The organism is Acidithiobacillus marinus (assembly GCF_002847505.1).
Taxonomy (GTDB): domain Bacteria; phylum Pseudomonadota; class Gammaproteobacteria; order Acidithiobacillales; family Acidithiobacillaceae; genus Acidithiobacillus; species Acidithiobacillus marinus.
In genome coordinates this window covers 1-22,614 of record NZ_MXAV01000056.1, presented here as the reverse complement: position 1 = coordinate 22,614, position 22,614 = coordinate 1, and the positions used below count along the sequence as shown (strand labels likewise).

Annotated in this window: 21 protein-coding genes; 5 read left to right on the top strand and 16 right to left on the bottom strand. The window is 56.3% G+C overall.

Features of this window, described 5'->3' with window-relative positions; genetic code table 11:
* Nucleotides 1–22 precede the first annotated feature (22 nt).
* Genes rng through nadD form a run of 7 tightly spaced genes read right to left on the bottom strand, consistent with a single transcriptional unit; the run spans nucleotide 23 to nucleotide 4,990 of the window.
* A complete protein-coding gene (gene rng / locus B1757_RS14285; protein WP_101538959.1) occupies nucleotides 23–1,513 on the bottom strand; it encodes a ribonuclease G in 1,491 nt (496 codons plus the stop codon).
* Nucleotides 1,510–2,109, bottom strand: coding sequence for a Maf family protein (locus tag B1757_RS14280; protein ID WP_101538958.1), 600 nt, complete (start codon nucleotides 2,107–2,109; stop codon nucleotides 1,510–1,512). Before B1757_RS14280 ends, rng begins: the two co-directional genes overlap by 4 nt.
* A complete protein-coding gene (locus B1757_RS14275; RefSeq protein WP_101538957.1) occupies nucleotides 2,106–3,011 on the bottom strand; it encodes a hypothetical protein in 906 nt (301 codons plus the stop codon). The genes B1757_RS14280 and B1757_RS14275 overlap by 4 nt, the downstream gene beginning before the upstream one ends.
* Nucleotides 3,011–3,451: a hypothetical protein gene (locus B1757_RS14270; RefSeq protein WP_253253880.1), complete on the bottom strand. Its 441-nt coding sequence runs from the start codon at nucleotides 3,449–3,451 to the stop codon at nucleotides 3,011–3,013. Before B1757_RS14270 ends, B1757_RS14275 begins: the two co-directional genes overlap by 1 nt.
* A 7-nt stretch (nucleotides 3,452–3,458) precedes the next feature.
* Nucleotides 3,459–3,932: a 23S rRNA (pseudouridine(1915)-N(3))-methyltransferase RlmH gene (gene rlmH / locus B1757_RS14265; protein ID WP_101538956.1), complete on the bottom strand. Its 474-nt coding sequence runs from the start codon at nucleotides 3,930–3,932 to the stop codon at nucleotides 3,459–3,461.
* Nucleotides 3,933–3,953: 21 nt separating this feature from the next.
* Nucleotides 3,954–4,310, bottom strand: coding sequence for a ribosome silencing factor (gene rsfS / locus B1757_RS14260; RefSeq protein ID WP_101538955.1), 357 nt, complete (start codon nucleotides 4,308–4,310; stop codon nucleotides 3,954–3,956).
* 23 nt (nucleotides 4,311–4,333) lie between these two features.
* The gene (nadD, locus tag B1757_RS14255; protein WP_101539031.1) at nucleotides 4,334–4,990 is read right to left on the bottom strand and encodes a nicotinate-nucleotide adenylyltransferase; all 657 of its coding nucleotides are present in this window, start codon (nucleotides 4,988–4,990) and stop codon (nucleotides 4,334–4,336) included.
* Nucleotides 4,991–5,105: 115 nt separating this feature from the next.
* On the opposite strand from nadD, the gene B1757_RS14250 reads away from it, so the two are divergent.
* Nucleotides 5,106–6,017 carry a lysophospholipid acyltransferase family protein gene (locus B1757_RS14250; RefSeq protein WP_253253879.1) on the top strand — a complete coding sequence of 304 codons (912 nt, stop codon included), beginning with the start codon at nucleotides 5,106–5,108 and terminating at the stop codon, nucleotides 6,015–6,017.
* A 105-nt stretch (nucleotides 6,018–6,122) separates the two neighbouring features.
* A complete protein-coding gene (locus tag B1757_RS14245; RefSeq protein ID WP_101538954.1) occupies nucleotides 6,123–6,578 on the top strand; it encodes an Hsp20/alpha crystallin family protein in 456 nt (151 codons plus the stop codon).
* A 60-nt stretch (nucleotides 6,579–6,638) separates the two neighbouring features.
* Here B1757_RS14245 and mnmE read toward each other — a convergent pair whose 3' ends face one another.
* The 5 genes from mnmE to rpmH form a co-directional block, all read right to left on the bottom strand.
* Nucleotides 6,639–8,000 carry a tRNA uridine-5-carboxymethylaminomethyl(34) synthesis GTPase MnmE gene (gene mnmE, locus B1757_RS14240; protein ID WP_101538953.1) on the bottom strand — a complete coding sequence of 454 codons (1,362 nt, stop codon included), beginning with the start codon at nucleotides 7,998–8,000 and terminating at the stop codon, nucleotides 6,639–6,641.
* A gap of 63 nt (nucleotides 8,001–8,063) precedes the next feature.
* Complete coding sequence (yidC, locus tag B1757_RS14235; protein WP_101538952.1) at nucleotides 8,064–9,662, bottom strand: membrane protein insertase YidC; 1,599 nt, start codon at nucleotides 9,660–9,662, stop codon at nucleotides 8,064–8,066.
* An 18-nt stretch (nucleotides 9,663–9,680) separates the two neighbouring features.
* Complete coding sequence (gene yidD / locus B1757_RS14230; RefSeq protein WP_101538951.1) at nucleotides 9,681–9,896, bottom strand: membrane protein insertion efficiency factor YidD; 216 nt, start codon at nucleotides 9,894–9,896, stop codon at nucleotides 9,681–9,683.
* Nucleotides 9,893–10,243, bottom strand: a complete 351-nt coding sequence (gene rnpA / locus B1757_RS14225; RefSeq protein ID WP_101538950.1) for a ribonuclease P protein component — start codon at nucleotides 10,241–10,243, stop codon at nucleotides 9,893–9,895. Before rnpA ends, yidD begins: the two co-directional genes overlap by 4 nt.
* A 4-nt stretch (nucleotides 10,244–10,247) precedes the next feature.
* Nucleotides 10,248–10,382, bottom strand: coding sequence for a 50S ribosomal protein L34 (gene rpmH / locus B1757_RS14220; RefSeq protein ID WP_101538949.1), 135 nt, complete (start codon nucleotides 10,380–10,382; stop codon nucleotides 10,248–10,250).
* Nucleotides 10,383–10,565: 183 nt separating this feature from the next.
* On the opposite strand from rpmH, the gene B1757_RS14215 reads away from it, so the two are divergent.
* On the top strand, nucleotides 10,566–12,833 hold the full coding sequence (locus B1757_RS14215) for a TonB-dependent receptor (RefSeq protein WP_101538948.1): 2,268 nt from the start codon (nucleotides 10,566–10,568) through the stop codon (nucleotides 12,831–12,833).
* A 20-nt stretch (nucleotides 12,834–12,853) separates the two neighbouring features.
* Here B1757_RS14215 and ettA read toward each other — a convergent pair whose 3' ends face one another.
* Complete coding sequence (gene ettA, locus B1757_RS14210) at nucleotides 12,854–14,521, bottom strand: energy-dependent translational throttle protein EttA (RefSeq protein ID WP_101538947.1); 1,668 nt, start codon at nucleotides 14,519–14,521, stop codon at nucleotides 12,854–12,856.
* Between the two features lie 259 nt (nucleotides 14,522–14,780).
* Between ettA and B1757_RS14205 the strand changes: the two genes are divergently transcribed.
* The gene (locus B1757_RS14205; RefSeq protein ID WP_101538946.1) at nucleotides 14,781–15,539 is read left to right on the top strand and encodes a PilZ domain-containing protein; all 759 of its coding nucleotides are present in this window, start codon (nucleotides 14,781–14,783) and stop codon (nucleotides 15,537–15,539) included.
* A 396-nt stretch (nucleotides 15,540–15,935) separates the two neighbouring features.
* Nucleotides 15,936–18,617 (top strand): EAL domain-containing protein, encoded by a 2,682-nt coding sequence (locus B1757_RS14200; protein ID WP_101538945.1) that lies wholly within the window; start codon nucleotides 15,936–15,938, stop codon nucleotides 18,615–18,617.
* On the opposite strand, the gene dhaM is transcribed toward B1757_RS14200, so the two are convergent.
* Genes dhaM through dhaK form a run of 3 tightly spaced genes read right to left on the bottom strand, consistent with a single transcriptional unit; the run spans nucleotide 18,590 to nucleotide 22,536 of the window.
* Nucleotides 18,590–20,923, bottom strand: coding sequence for a dihydroxyacetone kinase phosphoryl donor subunit DhaM (gene dhaM, locus B1757_RS14195; RefSeq protein WP_101538944.1), 2,334 nt, complete (start codon nucleotides 20,921–20,923; stop codon nucleotides 18,590–18,592). The genes B1757_RS14200 and dhaM overlap by 28 nt on opposite strands.
* The gene (gene dhaL, locus B1757_RS14190) at nucleotides 20,911–21,519 is read right to left on the bottom strand and encodes a dihydroxyacetone kinase subunit DhaL (RefSeq protein ID WP_101538943.1); all 609 of its coding nucleotides are present in this window, start codon (nucleotides 21,517–21,519) and stop codon (nucleotides 20,911–20,913) included. Before dhaL ends, dhaM begins: the two co-directional genes overlap by 13 nt.
* Before the next feature lie 15 nt (nucleotides 21,520–21,534).
* Nucleotides 21,535–22,536 (bottom strand): dihydroxyacetone kinase subunit DhaK, encoded by a 1,002-nt coding sequence (dhaK, locus tag B1757_RS14185; RefSeq protein ID WP_101538942.1) that lies wholly within the window; start codon nucleotides 22,534–22,536, stop codon nucleotides 21,535–21,537.
* Nucleotides 22,537–22,614 lie beyond the last annotated feature (78 nt).

The window sequence follows — 22,614 nt, the reverse complement described above, 5'->3', positions numbered from 1 at the left end:
CCAGCACCACAACCTGAGGGACTTACATCAGGATGATGTCGTACTGCTCCTGAGTGTAGGTGGCTTCGGCCTGAACCTTGATGGGGCGGCCGATGAATTCCTCCAGGGCGGCAAGACTGGTGCTTTCTTCGTCCAGCAGTTTGTCCATGACCATTTGTGAAGCGAGGACGACGAAGCGTTCGGCGGGATAGGCCCGGCTTTCCCGGACAATTTCCCGCAGAATTTCGTAGCAGATGGTTTCGGCGGTTTTGAGAAAACCCCGGCCGTGGCAGTAGGAGCAGGGTTCGCAGAGAGTTTGGCGAAGGCTTTCGCGGGTCCGCTTGCGTGTCATTTCCACCAGGCCAAGGGCCGAAATCTGGGTGATGTTACAACGGGTGCGATCATTCTGAATGGCTTTTTCCAGGGCCCGCTGCACCCGTCTTTTGTGCTCGTCATCATCCATGTCAATGAAATCAATGATGATCATTCCGCCGATATTGCGCAAGCGCATTTGTCGGGCGATGGCGGCGGCCGCTTCCAGATTGGTTTTGAAAATGGTGTCTTCCTGATTGCGCCGCCCGACAAAACCGCCGGTATTCACATCCACGGTGGTCAACGCCTCGGTCTGGTCGATAATCAGATAGGCGCCGGATTTGAGGGTGACCCGACTTTGCAGGGCTCTTTCGATTTCGTCTTCCACATTGTACAAATCAAAAAGAGGTCTTTCCCCGCTGTAATGTTCTATACGATCAGCGACTTCGGGAATGACACCCTGGCAAAAATGTAACGCCGCATCATAGGTTTCCCGGGAGTCGATACGCACCCGCTCGATATTGTCGGACATGACATCCCGCATCATGCGCATGGCGAGGTTGAGGTCCGTATGAATCTGGCAGGGTGCCGAATGGTTCTCCAGTTGCCGGCAGATGGAGCTCCACAAGCGCCGCAAAAAGTCAATGTCGCCAGCAAAATCCTGACGCTCAACGCCTTCGGAGAGGGTTCGGATAATATAGCCTCCCGCCTCAGCTCCAGGGATGACGGCTTTGAGTTCTTCCTTAAGACGGGTGCGTTCTTCCGGCGATTCAATGCGGGTGGAAACTCCAAGACGAGGAACAAAGGGCATATACACCAGATATCTTCCGGGCAGCGTGATGCGGGTGGTCAAGCGAGCCCCCTTGCTGCCGACGGGATCCTTGATGACTTGCACCAGCACTTCCTGACCTTCATGCAGCAGCGTACACACATTGCGAATTTCATGATGGCCGGGGCGGGTTTCGATATCGGTTTCACCCTGCAGTTCTTCGCTGTCATCCTGAATGTCGGCGGCGTGCAGAAAAGCCGTGCGATCCAGTCCGACGTCGACAAAAGCCGCTTGCATCCCCGGTAGTACCCGGCGGACCACGCCTTTGTAGATGTTTCCGACGAGGCCGCGATGACCGCTGCGTTCCACCTGCAGTTCCTGGAGGACGCCGTTATCTACCAGAGCAGCGCGGATCTCCTGGGGGGTAACATTAATGAGGAGTTCTTCGCTCATACAGAACCTGCCCATGCGGGCGTCAGTGCGGGGGGCGGCAAACCACAGCGAGACAAAAGTCGGGCCGTTTCAAAAAGGGGTAGGCCCATGACCCCGCTGAAAGAGCCCTGCAGGTTTTCCACGAAGATGGCACCAAGTCCCTGGATGGCATAGGCACCAGCCTTGTCGGCGGGTTCTCCACTGGCCCAGTAAGCCTGCATTTCCTGGTCGGTTAGCGCACGCAGCTGGACGCTGCTGCTCTGCAGGTGCGAATGAATCTGGCCATCCTGTACCAGGGCAATGGCTGTAAATACCTGATGCTCCCGACCACCAAGCTGTTCGTACATGGCATAAGCCGCCGCCGCATCCCGGGCTTTGCCAAAGGCCTGTTCCCCCAGAGCTATCACGGTGTCCGCCGCCAGTACCAGATCTTTGGGGTACGCTGTGGCCACCGCCAGGGCTTTGCTCCGCGCCAGGCGCTGCGCCAACACTTCTGGAGCCTCACCGGCGTGGGGTGTTTCATCCACATTGGCAATCTGCACCTCCGGGGCATAGCCCAGTTGTTGGAGTAGCGCCAGACGACGCGGCGAGGCAGATGCCAGAATCAGGCGACTCACGAAGTAGGACTGGTATTCACCAGGAGCAGTTCGGCACTGCCGGCTGGCAGGCCGGAACCCGTTGCCAGGGCCAGAGACTGATCCGGCACGCCATTGCGGCGCAGGCTGCGTAAAATACTTTCCGCACGCTGGGTAGCCACATTGGCACCAAGGGGCTGCGGCGCGACCCGGACCAGGATTTCCCGAACGTTACTTTGCTTGAGGATTCGGGAAATAGCCTGTAGGCGTTGCTCGCCATCCTGACTCAAACGGTTATCACTGCCGAATAGGCTGTCGGCGGGCATGCTGACATGGACCCCATCGCTGGCGGCCCGCACCTGGGCATACACGGTCAAGGCCTTACCATAGGACGGCAGAGCGGCATTACTGCTGCTGACGGAACTGCTGGGTGGTGGACTGACAGTGCTTTGCGGTTGTTTGGCGAGATTCGCCAAGTGTTGTTCTTCGGCCTGTAACATCTGTTTTTGCTGTTGGATTTCTGCCTGCAAATGCTGGGTTTGAGCACCCGTCATGGTTTTGCTGGCCAGCTGTTGACGCAGTTGGGCATATTCACTCTGCAGCGCCTGATGCTGTTTGCTCAGGGATTGCACCTGCTCCTGAAGCTTATGGAGACTGGTCTGCTGGTGGCTTCTTTGGCGTTGTGCCTGCAGCCCCGCCATGCGCGCGTCAAATATGGCTTTATCGACCTGAAATAATCTGGAATCTATTTGATCACGGGTCATCATTTGCAGCGTTTCGTGCAGGCGAGACAGTGTCTCGGGAGGAATGGCCGGACCGCTGCGCTGGGCATTGTGCAGGCGCTGCAAGGATTGTTGTAATACCCGGGTGGTCGCGAGATCGGCGCTGGCCAGCACCGGCCAGGTGATCAGCAGGGTGGCGGCAATCAGGGCATGGGCGCGCATTATTGGGACTCCTTGGCGATTTGGGCCTTGGTGGCGTCGATTTGCTGATGGGTCGAGGCGATCTGGCTTTGCAAATTGGCGATTTGACCTTGCAGTGCCTGGCGCTGGCTATCCTGGGGAGAAGCATTGAGGCGGGCCTGAATATTGTCGAGCAGGACTTTCGCCAGCAGGGTTTGGCGTTCGGCGAGGAGATATTCGCCCCGGGACTGGGCAGATTGCGCTGCGGCCAAGGCGCGCTTGGCGGGAACCAGCTCGCTGTCATTGACTGCCGGTGAAAGGGCCAGAATTCTTTCCCTTCCCGCCTGCACGGCAATGGCGTCGGAACTGCTCTGCTGGGGACTGACTTCCACCATCTGTGCACAGGCGCTCAGCCCGACACTCAGAAACAGGGCCAGCCCCGCCCGGATTACTAGAGGTTTTTTCCACAATAATTGCTTCACGTCAGCGTCACTCCTCTGCGCCACGATGATAAGGTAATCCAGCCTGAATGCTCCAGGCGCGGTATAACTGTTCGGCCACCACCACCCGCACTACCGGGTGCGCCATGGTCAGATGGGACAGGGACCACTGCCAGTCGGCGCGTAGATCGGGATCCAGTCCGTCCGGCCCGCCAATCCAGAAAGTCACATCGCGCCCCCCCAGAAACCAGCCATCCATCCGTTGTGCCAAAGCTTCACTACTGAGCATTCTGCCCCCGACTTCCAGGGCAACAATTTCGGAGCCTGCGGGTGTAGCATGGTGTAACCGCTCGCCTTCCTCTTTGCGCCAGCGCAGCGGATCTCCGCTTTTACCTCTTTTGGCCATGGGCAGGGCCAGCCACTCTACCCGACACTGCGGCGGCATTCTGGCGGTGTATTCTGCCACGCCACTATCTACCCAGGCAGGCATTTTGGTGCCGATAGCCAGAATCCGTAAACGCATGGTCAAAACCGCATGATGAATTCAGTGACGTTCTTTTTGACCGCGCAATTGCGGAAGTTCTCCCCAGAGGCGTTCCAATTGGTAAAAGTCACGAACTTCGGGGCGCATGACATGGACCACGACATCGCCCAGATCCACCAGGGCCCAGTCCCCTACGCTGAGCCCCTCCTTGCCCAGCGGACGAACTCCCTCTTCGCGCATGCGCGCCATGACGTGATCCGCCAGTGCCTTGAGATGACGGTCGGAAGTACCGGAGGCAATAATCAGATAGTCGGTGATATCCGTTTGTTGGCGGACGTCAATGGTTTTGATATCCAAGGCTTTGTGTTCATCAAGAACGGTCACGATCAAATCGCGGAGGTTTTCTGCTGTCGCCAAGTGCTAAGGTCCTTTATGTCGATTTACGGGCTTTGATAGAGCCCCTCGTGTTCAATATAATCCAATACTTCGTCGGGTAACAGAAAACGCGGACTTTGACCGTTGGCCAGCAGGCTGCGAATGCTGGTCGCGGATATCTCCAGAGCGGTGATAGTCTCAAAAAAAATGGCTCCGGCGGATTGCCGGCGCAGTTGCTGAATATCGTCGCAACGCCGCTGATAAAGGGTTTGGCGCAGCGCCTCAGGAAGTTCTGCCGCAGGCCAGCCGGGTCGTCCGGTGACGATCAGGTGCGTCAACTCGAGAATCTCCTGCCAGTCGCGCCAGGTATCAAAACGTAAGAAGGCATCCATGCCGATGACCATGGCCAGCAGGGCATCGGGCCGCTCCTGGCGCAGGCTGCGCAAAGTATCCACCGTATAGGATGGCCCCTCTCGATGGACTTCCCGATCACTGACCGTAAAACGGGGGTGGTGGGCGACGGCAATGCGGGTCATGGCCAGGCGATGCGGTGCAGCAGCCCATGGGCTCTTGCGATGGGGCGGATGCCCGGCGGGAATCAGCATGACTTCGGCAATTTTGAGGGCCTGTCGGACCTCTTCAACGGCACGTAGATGCCCGTAATGGATAGGATCGAAAGTCCCCCCCAAAATCACCAGATCATGGTTTCTGCTTCTGTTCATGCTCTGAATATAGCGAAGGGCGAAGGCGGGGGAAAGTCGGCCGGGAAGGGCGGCAGACAAAAAGCCCCTCCGGCGGCTATGATGGGGACGATGGTATAAGCGATCAGGAATCCAAGTGGGGAATTCAGTCAAGGCTAGTTTCGGACAGCGGGTGCAAGTGTGGGTAATTGTGGGCATGTTGCGCGGTGCCGCACTATTGCCCGCCACTTGGCGGGAGCAGTGGGGTGCGGTGCTGGGCGATGCAGCGCGATGGCTGTTGTCCCGCCCCCGACGGGTGGTTGCCGCCAATCTGGCCATTGCTTTTCCTGATTTATCTGATGCGCAGCGCCAGGCGCTGCTCTGTCAGCATTTTCGCGCCCTGGGCCAGGCGGCCCTGGAGCTTGGCCCTTTATGGTTCTGGCCCTTACCCCGCGCTTCGGGCCTGATTCGGGAAGTCATCGGGGTGGAGGCTGTGGATGCGGCTCTGGCCCAGGGGCGCGGAGTGATCCTCTTTACCGCCCACCTGGGGGCCTGGGAGGCTGCGGTGCAATATATTGGTCAGCGCTGGCCGGTGACGGTGCTCTACATGGAAACCCGTAATCCAGCGCTGAATCAATTGATGGCGACAGGCCGGGGGCGCAGCGGTGCCGACTTGACTGCCAAGGAAGAGGGCATCCGCCCCCTCTTGCAGGCTTTGCAGCGTCAACAGGTGGTGGGGATTTTGCCAGACCAAAATGTGGATCCCCGGGAAGGTGATTATGCACCATTTTTCGGGCGGCCGGCCTGTACTACCCCCCTGCTGGGACGTCTGGCTCAGCGTCGCCAGAGTCCGGTATTTGGTCTGTTTGCCTATCGCCTGCCCCGTGGGCAGGGATTTCGTCTGGAATTTGTGCCGATGCCCGAAAACTTTCCGGCCGGCGAAGCGGTGGCCGACGCCACGGCCATGAATACCGTGCTGGAAAGTGCCATTCGCAAGGCGCCGGAACAGTACTGGTGGGTCCATCGCCGTTTCAAGGACCAGCCGGAAGGTTGGGATTATCCTTATTGAAAGAGGTATCGGGAATTTATTTGCCGGGTCTTGAAAAATTTTTTGGGGGACCCCATTAAATGGGCATGGTGAGTAGGTCACCCTGATTGAGACAAGGAGATACCCATGGTTGATGAAAATGTGAAATCGGCCCCCCAGGCAATGCGTTCTGTAGATCCCGTTGAACAGTTTTTTGACTCTTTACTGCCCGGCGTTTTTCGTCAGGTAAATAACGGCAACCAGACAGCTGCCGCGAGAGCCCATATTGCCCGCATTGATATTCTGGATCGGGACAACGAGATTGTGATTCGTGCGGAAGTTCCTGGTATGGATAAGGAAAAGCTCGATGTGCAGGTGCATGGCAACCAGGTGTACATCAGCGGCAGCAAGGAAGAGAACAAGACGGAAGAAGAAGGTAAATATATTTATCGTGAACGTCGTTATGGAGAGTTTTCACGCACGGTACAACTACCTGTGGATGTGGATGCCAGCCAGAGCAAGGCGGCATACAAGGACGGTGTTCTGGAACTGGTTCTACCCAAGGCAGAATCCGCCAAAAGACGCAAAATCAGCGTAGAATAATGCTGCAGTAATATCCCTTCATAAATGGGTCGGCGCCTTATCCGGCCCATTTTTTATGGCTTACTTGCCAATACAGAAGCGTGAAAAAATCTCTCCGAGCAAGTCTTCTACATCGATTTTACCGGTGACCTGAGCCAGAGCATGGGCAGCTTCGCGCAGGCTTTGTGCCAGCAGTTCGGGGTGACCGGCGGCCTTTTGCAGGCATCCGGCTTCTGTCACCTTGTCTCCTGCCCGGGCGAGAGCCTCCACATGGCGTTCCCGCGCGCTGAAGGCCCAGACGTTGTGGTCCATACCCATCCGCACCATGATCTGCGCCCTGAGCTCAGCCATCCCCAGCCCTGTCAGAGCGGAAATGGCGCAGGCGCTGGCATCGGCAGGCGCTTCGGGGAGGGTGTCGACCAGATCCAGCTTGTTCCAGACGAGTAGCTTGGGGATACTGGGTAATTCGTCGAGAATAATCTGATCGTCCTGCTGCCAGCCCGTCTGGGCATCAGCGACCATTAATATCAGCTGGGCACTGTGGAGAATCTGCCGGGCACGGGCAATACCTTCGGTCTCTACCAGGTCATCAGAGTCGCGCAGCCCTGCCGTATCGATGAGTTCGATGGGCAGCCCGTCGAGCAGGATTTCCTCGCGCAGCAGATCCCGGGTGGTTCCCGGAACTGGGGTGACTATGGCGGCATCCCGTTGAGCCAAAGCATTCATCAGGCTGGATTTGCCCACATTGGGACGACCGGCAATAATCACCCGCCCGCCCCGGGCGAGGCGGGCGCCCTGCCCGGCTTGCAGCAGCAATTGTTGCAATTGCTGCTGTAAAGCGATGAGCCCCTCATGTATGGCTATATCGTGAGCAGCGCCGAGGTCTTCCTCGCTGAAGTCCAGACCGGCTTCGACCAGAGCAAGGAGCTGCAATAATTGGGCATGTATGGCCGCTACGGCATTGGAAAAAACGCCTTCCAGGCTGGCCGCAGCGGCGCGTACCTGGGCTTCACTGCGGGCATGGATGAGATCGGCTACCGCCTCGGCCTGGGCCAGATCCAGGCGCCCGTTGAGAAAGGCCCTCTCGGTGAATTCGCCGGGGCGTGCGGCCCTGGCTCCGTGTTTTACACATGCCTGCAACAACGCGGCCAGGGCCAGAGGACTACCGTGTCCCTGTAACTCCACCACGTCTTCTCCGGTGTAACTACGGGGCGCGGGAAAATAGAGGGTAATCCCGTGATCTATCACCAGTCCGTCCGGACTGTAAAAGCGCCGAAAATGGGCTTGTCGGGCTGGCCAGGGCTGGCTGCCGGAGGGTATTTGACCACAGAGGCTCTGGCCAATCTGCAAGGCCTCGGGACCGGAAAGGCGGATGATACCCACCCCGCCTTCTCCGGGCGGGGTGGCAATGGCGACAATGGTGTCTCCCTGTACATAGGACATCGCGGAACCCTGTTATGAAGGCCGGGTCGGGAGAGGCTCGGCCCGGCAATGCGCTGTTGCTGCCTAGTCCTTGGCCGCCATGATATGCCGGGTGATCAGATATTGCTGGCCAATGGACACGACGTTGTTGGTCAACCAGTAAAGCACCAAACCGGCCGGGAAAAAGGAGAAAAACACGGCGAAAATCACCGGGAGCGCCGACATGATTTTTTTCTGCATCGGATCGACGGGTGCGGGATTGAGACGCTGCTGGAAAAACATGGAAATGCCCATCAGCAGCGGCAGGATGTAGTAAGGGTCGGGCACTGACAGGTCGTGAATCCAGAGAATGAACGGCGCCTGACGCAGGGACACGCTTTCCACCAGGACCCAGTACAGGGCGATGAAAAAAGGCATTTGCAGCAGGATGGGTAGACAGCCTGCCATCGGATTGACCTTTTCCGTGCGGTAGAGCTCCATCATGGCGGCCCCGAGTTTCTGGCGATCATCTCCGCATTCTTTTTTCAGTTTTTCCAGTTTGGGCTGAAGCTTGCGCATATTGGCCATGGACCGGTAGCTGATGGCCGAGGGGTAAAAGAAAATCGCCTTGATGACAATGACCAGTAGAATGATGGCCAGACCCCAGTTACCGACCAGACCATGAAACCATTTGAGAACCAGATGCATGGGTTCGGCGATGACGGCAAACCAGCCATAGTCCACGGTCTGCTCCAGGCCCCGACCCAGAGCGGCCAGGCGACTCTGTTGTTTGGGGCCGAGGAACACCTGCTGGGTAATGTGGGTACTTTGCCCCGGCTCCAGGGTGGGCAGTGGCATGTTCACTCCGGCCACATAATCACTTCCTGAGGGGCGGGCATATACCTGCACATGAGCTTGCTCAGAAGGCAGGACCGCTGCCAGAAAGTAGTGGTCCATCATGCCGGCCCAGCCGGGGCCCGCTTCCTGACGAGGATGATCGCGCATGTCCCCAAAGCTGACTTCGCTGAAGTTACCGCTATGCATCAATACGGCGCCCGTAAAAATGGACATGAACATATGGCTTTCGGCGCGGTCGTTGCGCAGAATCTGGTCAAAATAACTGCCGTTCCAGGCCTGGGTACCAGTATTGGTGATCTCGATGTGCTCTTCCGCCAGGTAGCTGTCCGGCCGGAAAGTCCAGGTCTTGCGGACCGCCAAAGGCCCGGCCTTGCCTTTCAGGACCACGGTGCCGGCGTTAGCCGAATGCGGAGTTGCTTCAGCAAACTGGGGAATCAGTAACTGTCCATGACTACCGATAAAGCCGCTTTGCTGGGTGGTCAGTTTGGCCGGAGTGGTATCAAGAATAGGATAAGGCTTGGGATTGTTGGTGGCAGTAGCATAAGCGCGCAGGCCCAGATTCTGGATATCACCACCGTGAAGGCTGATCTGACCGGTAAAAACCCGGGTTGTAAAGGGCACCGTTGGACCATTGACCGGGGCGATAGCCTGAGTCACCGGCGCAGCACGGGGCGGTGTGGAAACGGTCGGGGCGGTCTGCGGCGTCGTGCTGGGGGTTACCGCCTTGCTGACTGTGCTGGGAGAGGATGGCACGGATTTCGGCGTATTTTGTTCTTGCCAGGCCTGAAACAACAAAAAAAAGACCACGGCCAGTGCAATGACAAGAAAGGTTTTCTGATTTTCCATGGAGCCCCAGTGTGTTTTTTAAGGAACAGGATCAACACCGCCTGCGTGCCAGGGATGGCAGCGGCCGATGCGTTTGATACCTAGCCAGGAACCTTTGGCAACGCCATAGCGTTCAATGGCCTGACAAGTATATTCAGAGCAGGTTGGATAAAAACGGCAATGATGACCCAGCAAGGGGCTGATGGCGTATTGATAGGTGCGAACCGCAATTATGGCGGCGCGACGCGCACTCATGTTTTCCTCAGCAGTTGCCGGAAATAAGCCCCCATGGCAGCCATGCTGAGCTTTTTCGCCCCGTTACGGGCGACAACCATGACGTCCAGCGCCGTCGAGCGTTGTTCTTGCAGGCGGAATGCTTCCCGCAAACGCCTTTTGACCCGATTACGCATTACGGCATTTCCGACCTTGCGGCTTACAGCCAGCCCCAGTCGTGGATGAGAAACGGTATTGGGGAGGGTATACATGATTAATTCGGGAAAAACTTTTTTGCGCCCCTGTTGGATGGTGCGCTGGATGAGCGCCTTCTGGCGGAGGCGATCCTCGCGGGTAAAGCGATGAGGATGCGCCTCCACCGGATGCATACGCTTACGGACAGAGACGTTGACGGCCCTTGGCGCGCCGACGTTTCAGAACAAGGCGTCCAGACTTGGTGGCCATACGGGCACGAAAGCCGTGAGTACGCTTGCGATGGGTAACGCTGGGTTGAAAAGTACGCTTCATTGGAACACTTCCTGCGGGTAAATCCTAAGGGCTGAGAAGATAAGGAGATGCTGGCCGAAAGTCAAGGCGTCGGGACGCGCTGGTTTTGTGATTTGCGCCACCGGTTCAGGAAAAGGAATGCTTGAGCAGCGCGCAAAATAATTTATTATATGCAACAAAGTTGCATATATAGGGAGCGAGAAGATGGGTGTTCGTTTGGGTAAGCTGCATTATTTATGGTTACTGGGTGGTTTTTTCCCTTTGTTAAATATTGCTCTCAACGAAAATGCAGAAGCCGAGGATCTGGGAACGGTGCGGCGAGAGACGTCAGCCGGCATGCCTATACAGTCTGGTCAGGCAACGACCATGAGCGCTACGAGTTATAGTCTGAATCAACAACAGATGGCGTTACTGGCGGGTCCAGGTGGCGCCAGCAGTGAAGCGGCTCTCGGTTTTTTGCCGGGAGTTTCTTATAACGCGCCGGACGCGCTCAATCTGGCCAATGTGCAAAACGCCGGTAAAGGCTTGCGGGTACGGGGTGAGACGGCTCAGCATGGCGCTGGTGATTTGCTTGATGGTTTGTCGCTGATAGCGGGATTTTCCGGGCCGGGTCAGTGGTTGGTAGATCAGGAGGATATCCAGTCCGTACAATTATTTCAGGGCGCTATTCCGCCCTCGCTGCCCAGTCCCGGGAGCTTGGCGGGAGTAGTAGATAGCCGGATTCTTTGGCCATTGCAGCAAAGTCGCTGGCTACTCAGTCAGAGCATCGGTAGCAAAGGATTTACTCGCAGTTTTCTGCGCTGGGATAGCGGGTCCTTGCCAGGAGGATCGCGGTTGTTTGTTTCGGGTTCTTTTACCCGGGCGGGTCAGTGGCGAGGCTGGGGGACGACTCCTGAAGGCCGAAGCAATATCGCTGTAGGCTGGCAGCAGGTTTATCAATCAGGATTGCTTCGGCTGTTTTTTGTGCATGAAGATTATCGCAGTGCCAACTATCGGCCTCTCAATTATTCTGAATCACTGGATTTACAGCGCTTTAATCGTCTGGCGTACAGTCGTGATCCGGTCAATAATCCCGCTGCTCCCGAAGCTGCGTTCTATCAAGGTTACAACCATCAGCACTTCGCCGACCATGCCCTCTTTTTGGAATGGCGCCAGCATCTGGGAAGTCTTGGGGAAATCCGCTTATCGCCTTACGGCATGCAGGAAGATGGGGAGTATTGGCGAGGAATAGTCCAAAGCGGAAAGAGCCTTGTGCAGCGTGCTGATCTCCATGCGTGGCGCTGGGGTCTACGCCTTGATTGGGAGAAGCAGTCCGGTGATTGGCGATGGCGCTCAGGTTACTGGCATGATGAAAAAATTTCGCCGCACCCGTTGACCAATAGTGCCTTATATCAGGCTACTGTCATGGGAGGATTGCAATTTCTGCGCTGGTCTCTGCTGAGTGCTCCCGATAGTCCGGAACGCTATGACAGCCTTTACCTGGAGCAAGACTGGCATCGAGGTCGGGTCAGCCTAGATTGGGGCGGGCGCTATTTTTGGGATACTCTTCCCGGATTGCAGGCTTATGATCCGCGTAATCTGACCAGCGATTCTCTGGCTCAGGCCCTGAATCAGGCTGCACTGATGCCGAGGCAATCGGTGCAAGGACGCACTCTGGGGACTTTTCTGCCATATATTGGCCTGCGCTGGCTTGTCAATGATCACTGGCTTTTGCGGGGCAATGCGGGTAGCAATGTGGCTTCCCCCGGCTTTGATTTGTGGCCGGCTTACCAGCAGAATCTCGCTGCTTTTCAACGCGCGGGGGTATCGATCCAGCATCTCTGGGATGCCCAGCGCCTCATTCGCAGTAATCAGGGAGATTTGTCCCTGCGTTGGGCGCTTGCTTCTGGCTATGTGGAGGCGCTGGGTTACTACGGCACTTTTCGCCATAAACCGGTATCGGTCTATGATCCTCTGTCTGGTTTAACCTATCCGCAAAATGTGGGAGACGGGCAGAGTTATGGCGCCAGTGTCAGTACCCAGTGGCGTCTCGATGGGCACTGGTTAATCGCCGCGAATAGTAGTTATACACGCAGTATTTTTTCCAAGAATCTCCAAGGCATGGGCGGCGTGCCCTTGCCAGTAAGCGGTTTACAAACGCCGGATACGCCGCTTTGGTCCGGCAACGCCCTTTTCCAGTATGCGCGCGATCAATGGCGTGCGACGGTGCAGGAAAAATATATCGGCCCGCGCTGGGCGGATAGTTTACACCGGGAAAGGATATCCGGTTATGTCCTGACTGACGTGAATCTGGGGCACACCTGGAAGGGCCGGCAGCAATCTGTAGATGTCGATTTATGGGTGTATAATCTGTTGCAAAACCGGGGTATTGGTCTGATCAGTACGGGCGGGTTGACCCTCGACAGTGGTGCCAGCTTTTATCCGCTGCCGGCGCGGACGGTAGTGTTGAGTCTGCGCTGGCATTACCACTGAAGACCTTACCCCTTTGCGCTTTAACGGATGATCGGCTTGTAGCGCAAACGGTGGGGTTTCGCCCCTTCTTCGCCCAGGCGGCGTTTTTTGTCGGCTTCATATTCATGATAATTACCGGCAAAAAATTCGACGTGTCCATCGCCTTCAAAAGCGATGATATGGGTGGCAATACGATCCAGAAACCAGCGGTCATGGGAGATCACCAGAACGCTGCCGGCAAACTCCAGGAGGGCATCTTCCAGGGCGCGCAAGGTTTCCACGTCCAGATCATTGGAGGGCTCATCGAGCAGCAGGACGTTACCGCCAGCTATCAGGGTTTTGGCGAGATGCAGGCGGCCGCGTTCACCGCCGGATAATTGCCCGACCAGTTTCTGCTGGTCGTTGCCCTTGAAGTTGAAGCGGCCACAATAGGCACGGGACTGAATCTCGAATTTGCCGACGGTGAGAATATCCAGACCCCCCGATATTTCTTCCCAGACGTTGTTTTTGGCCGCTAGGGCATCGCGGGACTGGTCCACATAAGCCATTTTTACCGTAGGGCCAATGTTGACCGTGCCGCTGTCAGCTTGTTCCTGACCGATGATCATCCGGAAAAAAGTGGATTTACCCGCGCCGTTGGGACCAATGACGCCGACTATGGCCCCCGGGGGAATCTTGAAACTCAGATTCTCAAACAGCAGGCGGTCGCCGAAGCCCTTGCTGACTTCGGTAAATTCAATGACCTCATTACCCAGTCTTTCGGCGACGGGAATGAATATTTCCGAGGTTTCGTTGCGGGTCTGATATTCATAAGAACTGAGCTCTTCAAAGCGGGCCAGGCGCGCCTTGCTTTTGCTTTGCCGCCCCTTGGTGTTCTGGCGCACCCATTCCAGCTCCTGCTGCATGGCTTTGATGCGCGAAGCTTCGCTGCGTGCCTCCTGTTCCAGGCGTTTTTCCTTTTGTTCCAGCCAGGCGGAGTAGTTGCCTTTATAAGGAAAGCCACGGCCGCGATCCAGTTCCAGAATCCATTCGGCGGCGTTGTCCAGAAAGTAACGGTCATGGGTGACGGCGACCACGGTGCCGCTGAAGCGTTGCAGATATTGCTCGAGCCAGTCCACCGACTCGGCATCGAGATGGTTGGTGGGTTCGTCGAGCAGGAGCATGTCGGGGCGGCTGATGAGCAGGCGACATAGGGCAATACGCCGCTTTTCGCCACCGGAAAGCGGTCCGACCAGGGCATCCCAGGGGGCCAGGCGCAGGGCATCTGCGGCTACTTCCATCTGCTGTTCGGCCTGGTGCCCATCACTAGCGGCGACTATGGCTTCCAGGCGGCCTTGCTCCGCAGCCAGGGCGTCAAAGTCGGCATCGGGTTCTGCGTAAGCCGCATACACGGCTTCCAGTTGTTGTTGGGCACCGAGGATATCACCCAGTCCTTCTTCCACGACCTGGCGGACGGTTTTGTTGGGGTCGACGTCGGGCTCTTGGGGAAGATAGCCAATTTTCAGGTTCGGCATGGGCAGGGCTTCCCCCTCAAACTCGCGATCCACACCGGCCATGATTTTCATCAGGGTGGATTTCCCTGATCCGTTCAAACCCAGCACGCCAATTTTCGCGCCGGGGAAAAAGGAGAGAGAGATGTCCTTGAGCAGTACGCGCTTAGGGGGAACGGTTTTGCTCAAATGATTCATGGTAAAAACATATTGCGCCATGGCTTTTTCCGTTTGCAGTCGTGGAGGGCTGGATCGTCGAGGAGTGTAACGCAGACCGGGACGCTTGTGGACTATCGGGGCAAGAATGCATCGGTAGTGCCCGGTTATAGCCCATTTGTTTAATCCGCCAGAGGGGTGTAACATTTTTGAGAATTATTTGTCAAAAAGTATAATATGAAAATTTTCGATTGAGTCTACATGGCAAGTCGTTCTACCTGAGGTAGTTCGTGGCGCTTATGCAGACGATATGGAGAGGATGATGAGTCTGACATCAGATAATACCGAGCTCGGCATGATGCTACCTCTGCGGAGCGCACTCAGCATTGCCGAATATCAGCAACTCATGGTTGCGGAATTTGGCGACCCTATGTTTGAGGATATTGCCTCCATGCTTTGCACCGGTGAGCATGGTGATGCGGTGATTCTGTCTTCAGATAGTTTGGATTCCGGTGCGCATTTTTATTTTGATGGCTGTGACTCTCAGGCGCTGGTTTTTCGTCTGAAGGGATCAATCGCTGCAGAGGATTATAAAAAGGCACTGATATTTATAGAAATGGGTGACTTTATCTATATGTTTTTTGCAGATATGAAATACGTATTTGAGGGCCGCTATCATTTTGATCTGCCCCGCATGATTTATCGAAGAGCTTCGCGGGGGGCCAAACGGGTACGGGTAGAGGGCGCCATCACTTTGCGCAAGATGGGTGGCGCAGAACAGGTGGGTCACCTGCATGATTTCAGTCCCAGTGGTGCCAGCTTCATGGCGCCCAAAGGTATTTATCAACCCGGTGAAAAGGTTCTGGCAGAATTTGCCATTGCGGATTGCGGCACCTGTGAAACGGTGGTGACCATTGTTCGTGTGCAAGAAGAAGGGGTGCCCGAAGGACAGTGCCTGGTGGGGATCCGTATGGCGCTGACAAAAGATCAAAAAAAGCGCGCAGAACATTTATATTTGTGTAAGAAAGCCGATGAAATCCAGAAGCGGCCTGATTACTCCAGAAATACGCGGATATTTTAACCGGCAATTCGGTAGGGCATCATTAGCGCGGGTTTTGGCGTTACAATTTGTTACCTATATGATATATAAGAAAAAACTTTCAATAGTTTCCTTCCAAAGCGTTCCCAATGGTTGTACAGTATGACGATCAGCGGTTCTTTATTTTCATAAAATCATAAGTGGCCATTTGTGCCGAGGCGTGGGGTAAACGAATAATCATGAATACTATAAAATCAGTGGTTAACCAGAATGAACAAAAATCAACAACAACGCAGCATATCGCGATTTCCGGATGGACCTGGATAATGCTGAAAGAGCTGGGCGTCTTTTATGGCGTGAGCCCGACAGAAGTGATTGAAAGCCTGGTGCTGGATGCGGTTTTATCCAAGCAGGGAAACAGTCAGGTTTTCTGCGCAGATGAGTAATATTCCCATCAAACCAGACAATCTGGTGCAATTTTTAGGGCTAAGCCGGGATGACCTCCGCCTGCTGGATCAACATTGGGGGCTGTTTGCCCAGGGCGCAGAAACCCTGGCCCGGGATTTCTATCATTATCTGTTTTCTCATCCGGCGACAGCTGCTACTTTCAGGGACTATTCGGAAGCGCAAATTGAAGCGCTAATTCAGCGTCAGGCTGAGCATGGCTATGGTTTGTTGCATAACCGCCTGGATGCTTCCTGGCAGATGGCCATGCAGCAATTGGGGGCAAAACATCATTATTTGGGTATTGATCCCGCCTGGTTAGCCGGGGCATATACCATTTACTGGCGGCACTGGCAGCCGGTACTGGAAAAATTTGTTCCGGCCCAGGATCGCTCTCAGCTGGGGCGTATTTTGATCAGCCTGTTGATGGGTGATCTGATGTGTCAATTGAGTGGTTACGCCCGGGCGTCGCGCGAAACCGATAGTGAGCGCAGTGCCGTTTTTGATGTTTTGCTGGATACGCTGGCCAGCACGCGCATGGAAAACAACACGGAAAATAGCAGCCTGTTGCAGGTGCTTTGCGAACGGTTACCTCGGAAAAGTCGCTACATCACGCTGGCGGGTTATTTTTTGTGTTCCCATCAAGGTCATGATGTTCTTACCCTGGAAGCTTCAGCAGGGATGCGGTTGGCAAAACCCACTTTATCCTTCGCTTCGGAAGATCCTTGCTGGGTAGCTCTCAAGCAAAATCAGATAGTGGTGCAGTTAACCGATGATCCATCAGCGCCCCAGTGGATTCAGCAGCTGCGGCCCCGGGTCAAAGAGCTGGTTTTTCTCCCTTTCGCGTCTGGTGATCTGCAAGGAGTAGGTTTCATTGGTGCCCGGGCGGAGGGCTATTTTCAGAGAATCGGTTCAGATTATTTTGAGGCTTTTGCCCATTTGGGAGAAATCGTTTTGCAGCTGCGTAATCGTATGCTGCGCGATCCCTTGACCAAGGTTCCCAATCGTCTGCTCTTCATGGATCGTCTGGAAATCGCCCGCCGTCAGGCCAGTCGGGAAGAATCTTTACTGGGCGTGGTCCTGCTCGATCTGGATGGTTTCAAGCCCGTTAATGATCGTTTTGGGCATGGTGCGGGCGATCGTTTGCTTGTTTCGATCACTCAGCGCATTCGTCAATGCTTACGTTCTGGCGACACCCTGGGCAGATTGGGTGGCGATGAGTTCGGTCTGCTTTTTCCCGCCCTCAGTTCTCTCGATGATCTGGATATGGTCTGCGCACGTATTTTGGAAGCTGTGCGCAAGCCCCTTGAAATGGATGGCGAACGAGTGAATGTCAGCGCGAGCCTCGGCGTGACCATTTATCCCCTGGATGACGTGTCGGTGGAGACGCTTCTTGCCCATGCAGACTTGGCGCTTTACGCTGCCAAGAATCAGGGCGGGGATCAGCTCAGCCTGTATAGTCTGACGCTGGATGAGGCTGCACAAAATGCGGCCAAAATGCGCCGAACCCTGGAGAAGGGACTGCAGAACCATACGTTGGTTCTGTATTATCAGCCTATAATCAATAGTTTTGGCGGAGTGTCCGGAGTGGAGTCGCTGATTCGTATTCTCGATCCTGAACAAGGCTTGCTGGGGCCTGCGGCTTTCTGGGCTGGTCTGGATCACCACCGCTATGCCCGGGATCTGGGGATTTTTGTGATGGATGCGGCATTCCGGCAAGGCCAGACCTGGCAGCAGCAGGGGCTCTCCTTGCGCGTTTCCATTAATATCAGCGCCCATCACTTGCTGGATGCCCGTTTTTTGAGTGATCTGGAGGCAGCCTTGGCTAAATATCCTGGCTTAGCTCCTGAACAGATTGAAATTGAAATTACTGAATCTGCACCGCTTCATGATTTGTCTCAGGCGCAGGAGCGTCTGAATGCCTGTAATAGACTGGGCGTGCGCATAGCTCTGGATGATTTCGGGACGGGGAACGCCTCATTGACCTATCTTCAGCAATTGCCTGCGCAGTCGGTCAAATTGGACCAGAGTTTTGTGCGCGATATGATCAATGACCCCAAGGATTTGGCCATTGTGGCTGCGGTGATTACTGCCAGCCGGATGTTGGGACTGGACGTGATCGCAGAAGGGGTGGAAACAGAGGCCCACGCCAAGTTGCTGGCAAAAATGGGTTGTAGTCATTTGCAGGGCTATTTGTTTGCCAAACCCATGCCCGGAGAAGATATCCCCCTCTGGGTGCAGCGCTTCAAAGGATTGGGCTTGGGGCTGCCTAGTCATTCTTCCATTGATATTTTGCCAACTCTGCTGGAAGGTCATGCACAGCGTACGGAAAGTTTTCTCCAGGCCTTGTGTGAGCAAAATACCATTCCTCTGCACGTACTGGATGAGGATGCTGAGGACAAATGTCACCTGGGACGCTGGCTGAAGGGAGACGGATCCCTGCGCTTCGGTGATCTGCCCGAATTCTTGCCGATTTTGCAGCGTCACGAAAAAATCCACCAGCTGGCGCGGCAGGCCAAACATTTTCTGGACAACGGGGAGAAGGCCAAGGCCATGTCTTTGGGTTCTCTTTTGGAGCTTGAGAATGGCAAAATGATTGGTGAGTTGCGTGAACTTGTCTATGACGAAGGCGAGTTGCAAGCAGAAAATCATGCTTGCGGATGTGACGAGCGTTGAGACAAAAGCGTAAAAATCTCCGGGAGTCGGCGCGGCGCCATGGACAGACGGCGAAGGCCGCAATCCACCAATAATGGAGCGATTTCCGGCTCTCCGGCGGCTTCTCCGCAAATGGAAACCGGAACCTGACTGTCCCGGACGATTTTTCGACAGAGTTCCAATACCGCCGGATGCGCTGCATTCCCCAGGGGATCGAGCAGTGCGTTGCTGCGGTCGCTGGCCAGGGTGTATTGGGTCAGATCATTGCTGCCGATGGAGACAAAATCCGCGAGGCCATTAAAGCCATCCATGCACAAGGCCACTGCCGGAACTTCGGCCATGATGCCGAGGGGGACTGGCCAGCGATGGGCTTGTCCTGCAGCTTCCAGCGTGTAATGAGCCTGCTCAAGAATGCCCCGGGCTTTACGCAATTCTTCGGGATTGGTGACCATGGGCAACATGATCGAGAGTTGGTGGTTCCGACCAGCACGCAGCATGGCGCGCAGTTGCAGGGCAAAAATATCGGGAAAGGCGAGCAGCGCCCTCAGGCCGCGCCGGCCGAGGGCGGGGTTGGCTTCGTCTCCCAGGGGCATAAATCCTAAAGGTTTGTCGGCACCGGCATCGAGCGCCCGGACAATGATGGGCCGGCCCTGCATGGGAGCCATGACCTGGTTCAAGGCCCGGGTCTGGTTTTCTTCATCGGGCAGGGTTTGTTGATCGAGAAAAAAGAATTCCGTACGGAGCAGGCCGATACCCGTGGCCCCGAGGCGTCTGGCTGTTTCGGCTTCGGCGGCGCTGGCCACATTGGCCCAGAGTTCCAGATGGCTGTCATCGCTGAGGCTGATCTGGCCATAATTTCCCTGTTCCGGCAGCGTGTACCTGGTGGCATCGTGTTCAAGCAGTTTTTTCAGTGTCACAGGGTCAGGGTCCAGCCAGAACTCTCCGCTGCTGCCGTCCATGGCCACCGAGCGGGCGCTGGACAGGGCGGGATTGTCGGCGTTGATGATATAGGGAATCCCTGCGCCCCGGAGGAGGATGGCCGCGTGGGAGTGTGCGCTGCCATGGCGATCAATGACGCCCAGCACTTGCCGGGGATCGAGGTGGAGTGCGACGGAAGGCAGCAGTTCATCTACCAGTAAAATGGCCGGGGAACCAGGAGAAATGGCACTTTCCACAGCGATGCCCAGGGCCTGCAGGACACGCTGACCCAGGTCGCGCAAATCTGCTGCACGGGCGCGAACGATCGGATCGCTGAGAGTGTCCATGCGTGCTGCTGCCTCGGCAATGACTTGTGCCCAGGCTGGAGCCGCTTTCAGATGGTCTTCTTGGATGCGTTTGCGGGTTTTTTCCAGCAGGACGGGATCCTGCAGGAGCAGTGCCTGGGCGGCCACTATGGGGTGCTCACTGAGTTGCTGCTGGACCTGTTCCAGCGCCACTTGAAATTGCTGGAGAGATTTTGTGCTGTCGGGATCGTGGGTTTCGGGAACACGAGCCAGTAGGGCCTTCGGGATAAGGAGCGGCCCTTGGGCAAAACCAGCAACGGCACCCCCTGGGCGCGACGGGACTCTTGGCACGATCTGGTCTGCCGGCTTTTGTGCTGAGGGTGTTGCCAGGATCTGTGCTGCGGCGTCGAAAAAGGCGGCGGCATCGGCACCTGAAGTCTCCATAATGAGCTCGTCCCCCTGACGCAGGTCCAGGCCGAGCATGGCCGTCAGGCTGGTAGCAGAAGCCGCCTGTTCGGGGTGCCGGGCGGCGCGGATGCGGCTGGGCGTGGCTCTGGCCAGAGCGAGCTTGGCCAGAGCCGCTGCCGGGCGCAGATGCAAACCCGCCGGATCGGACAAGCGCAAGCGGCGCTGTAGTTCCGGAATTGCCGGGTGTTCCTGGGGAGGAGGCTGTTCAGTGCTGTTGCGATCAGAGGCGAGTTGTTGTTGCTTCATGCCCAGACCATTTTCGGCTTCCTGCCGCACGGCCGACAAAGGCGCTCCGCTGCTGGCGGCCAGAGCGGCTGCCATGGCCCCTTCCACAAAGGGCCCACTGCTCAGCTGCACCCGTTCTCTCAGGGAATCAGTCAGCAAGTCCAGGGCCATTTCCGTGCTCAGCAACGCACTCCCCATATCCATCAGGATCAAGGTTCCGGCGGGGCTGTCCAGCGCCTCAATGGCGGCCTGTATTGCCAGAACATCAGTGCCCAGTTCAGCGCCCTCCTCACCACTGCCTGCGGCAAGCGCCAGACGCAGATCCGCGCCGGTAACCTGACGGAGGAGGGTTGCGGTGGCCTCTGCTAGGTCACGGCTATGAGAGACCAGGACAATTCCTACGTTGGACATGCACCCGCCAGGCAGTTGAGCAGCAGACACGCCGAAGTCGCACCTGGATCGGCGTGCCCTATGGCGCGTTCGCCCAGATAACTGGCCCGGCCTTTGCGGGCAATCAGGGGAATGGTCGCGTCCCGGCCCTCCCGGGCTTTTTGCGTGGCCACGCCCATATCGGCTTCATTGGTCAAGGCGCGGATGGCAGGCTCCAAGGCATCAATCATGGTTTTGTCTCCCGCTTCGGCCTTGCCCAGCCGCTGGATGCCGACCAGCCCCGCCTGCAGGCATCGGGCCAGGGTGGCGTTGTCCAGTTCCTTCTGCTCCCCGGCTATTTTGCCGGCCTCTAGAAAAAAGCTGCCATACAGCGGTCCAGAAGCCCCACCCACCGTACTGATCAGGGTCATACCCACCAGTTTGAAGAGGCTGGCAGGCGTTTCCGGGGGATTGGCCTGGAGTTTTTCGCGGACCTTGGCAAAGCCCCGGGCCAGATTGCTGCCATGATCGCCATCGCCAATGGCCGCATCCAGAGCGTTCAGCTCAGCCAGATGGGATTGGAACTGTTCTTCGGCACAGGTGATCCACTGCATCAGGGAAGCAACTGCATAGGCCATATTTCCGCTCCTTTTTCAGCAACCCCAGCGCAGAGCGGGGGTACAGACCGGGGCATCCCAGTAGGTACGCATGGATTCATCCAAGCGCAGGAGGGTGATGGAAACCCCGGCCATATCCAGACTGGTCATGTAGGCGCCGACCAGTCTTCGCGACACCTTCAGACCATGCTGACTGGCCAGCTTTTCGGCAGCGCGATAGACAATATTCAATTCCAGTAGCGGGGTGGCGCCCAGCCCATTGATAAACAGCAGAACCTCATCGCCCCTTTTGAAGGGCAGATCCTCGATAATGGGCAGCATCAGCTTTTCCGTCAAGTTATCCGCCGGTTGCCAGGGAATGCGTTGCCGGCCCGGTTCGCCATGAATGCCAATACCGTATTCGATTTCATTTTCTCCCAGGGTAAAGCTGGGTTGTCCGGTTTCCGGATTGGTACAGGGGCTGAGTGCCAGCCCCATGGAGCGGGCAGAATCATTGATGGATGTACACAGTGCCGTGATGGCATTCAGGTTGGCGCCGGCTTCGGCGGCAGCGCCACAAATTTTTTCGGCCAGAACGGTGGCGCCCACTCCCCGCCTTCCCGCCGTGTACAAGGAGTCCTTGACGGCTACATCATCATCAATGACCACACTATGTATTTCAATGCCGTCGTTCTGTAACAGCTCTGCAGCCATTTGAAAGTTCAGCACATCACCCGTGTAATTTTTGACGATATGCAATATTCCCTGACCGCCATTTACCGCAGCTGAGGCTGCTTGGATCTGATCAGGGGTCGGGCTGGTAAAAATCGCACCGGGACAGGCGGCATCCAGCATTCCCCGACCCACAAAACCGGCATGCATGGGCTCATGTCCGGAGCCGCCGCCAGAAACCAAGGCCACTTTGCCGGTTTTGGGAGCATCGGCACGTAGCACATAATGGGGATTTTCATGGAGCTGAATCAGATCAGGGGCGGCCATGACCATACCTTGCAAAGCCTCGGTCACCACTTGATCGGGTTGGTTGATCAATGCTTTCATGCTTTATCTCTCCTCGGATTTTTCGGCGGCATCAATCTGGGATTTGACCTCATCCAGCGCCTTTTGCAGTTTTTCCGG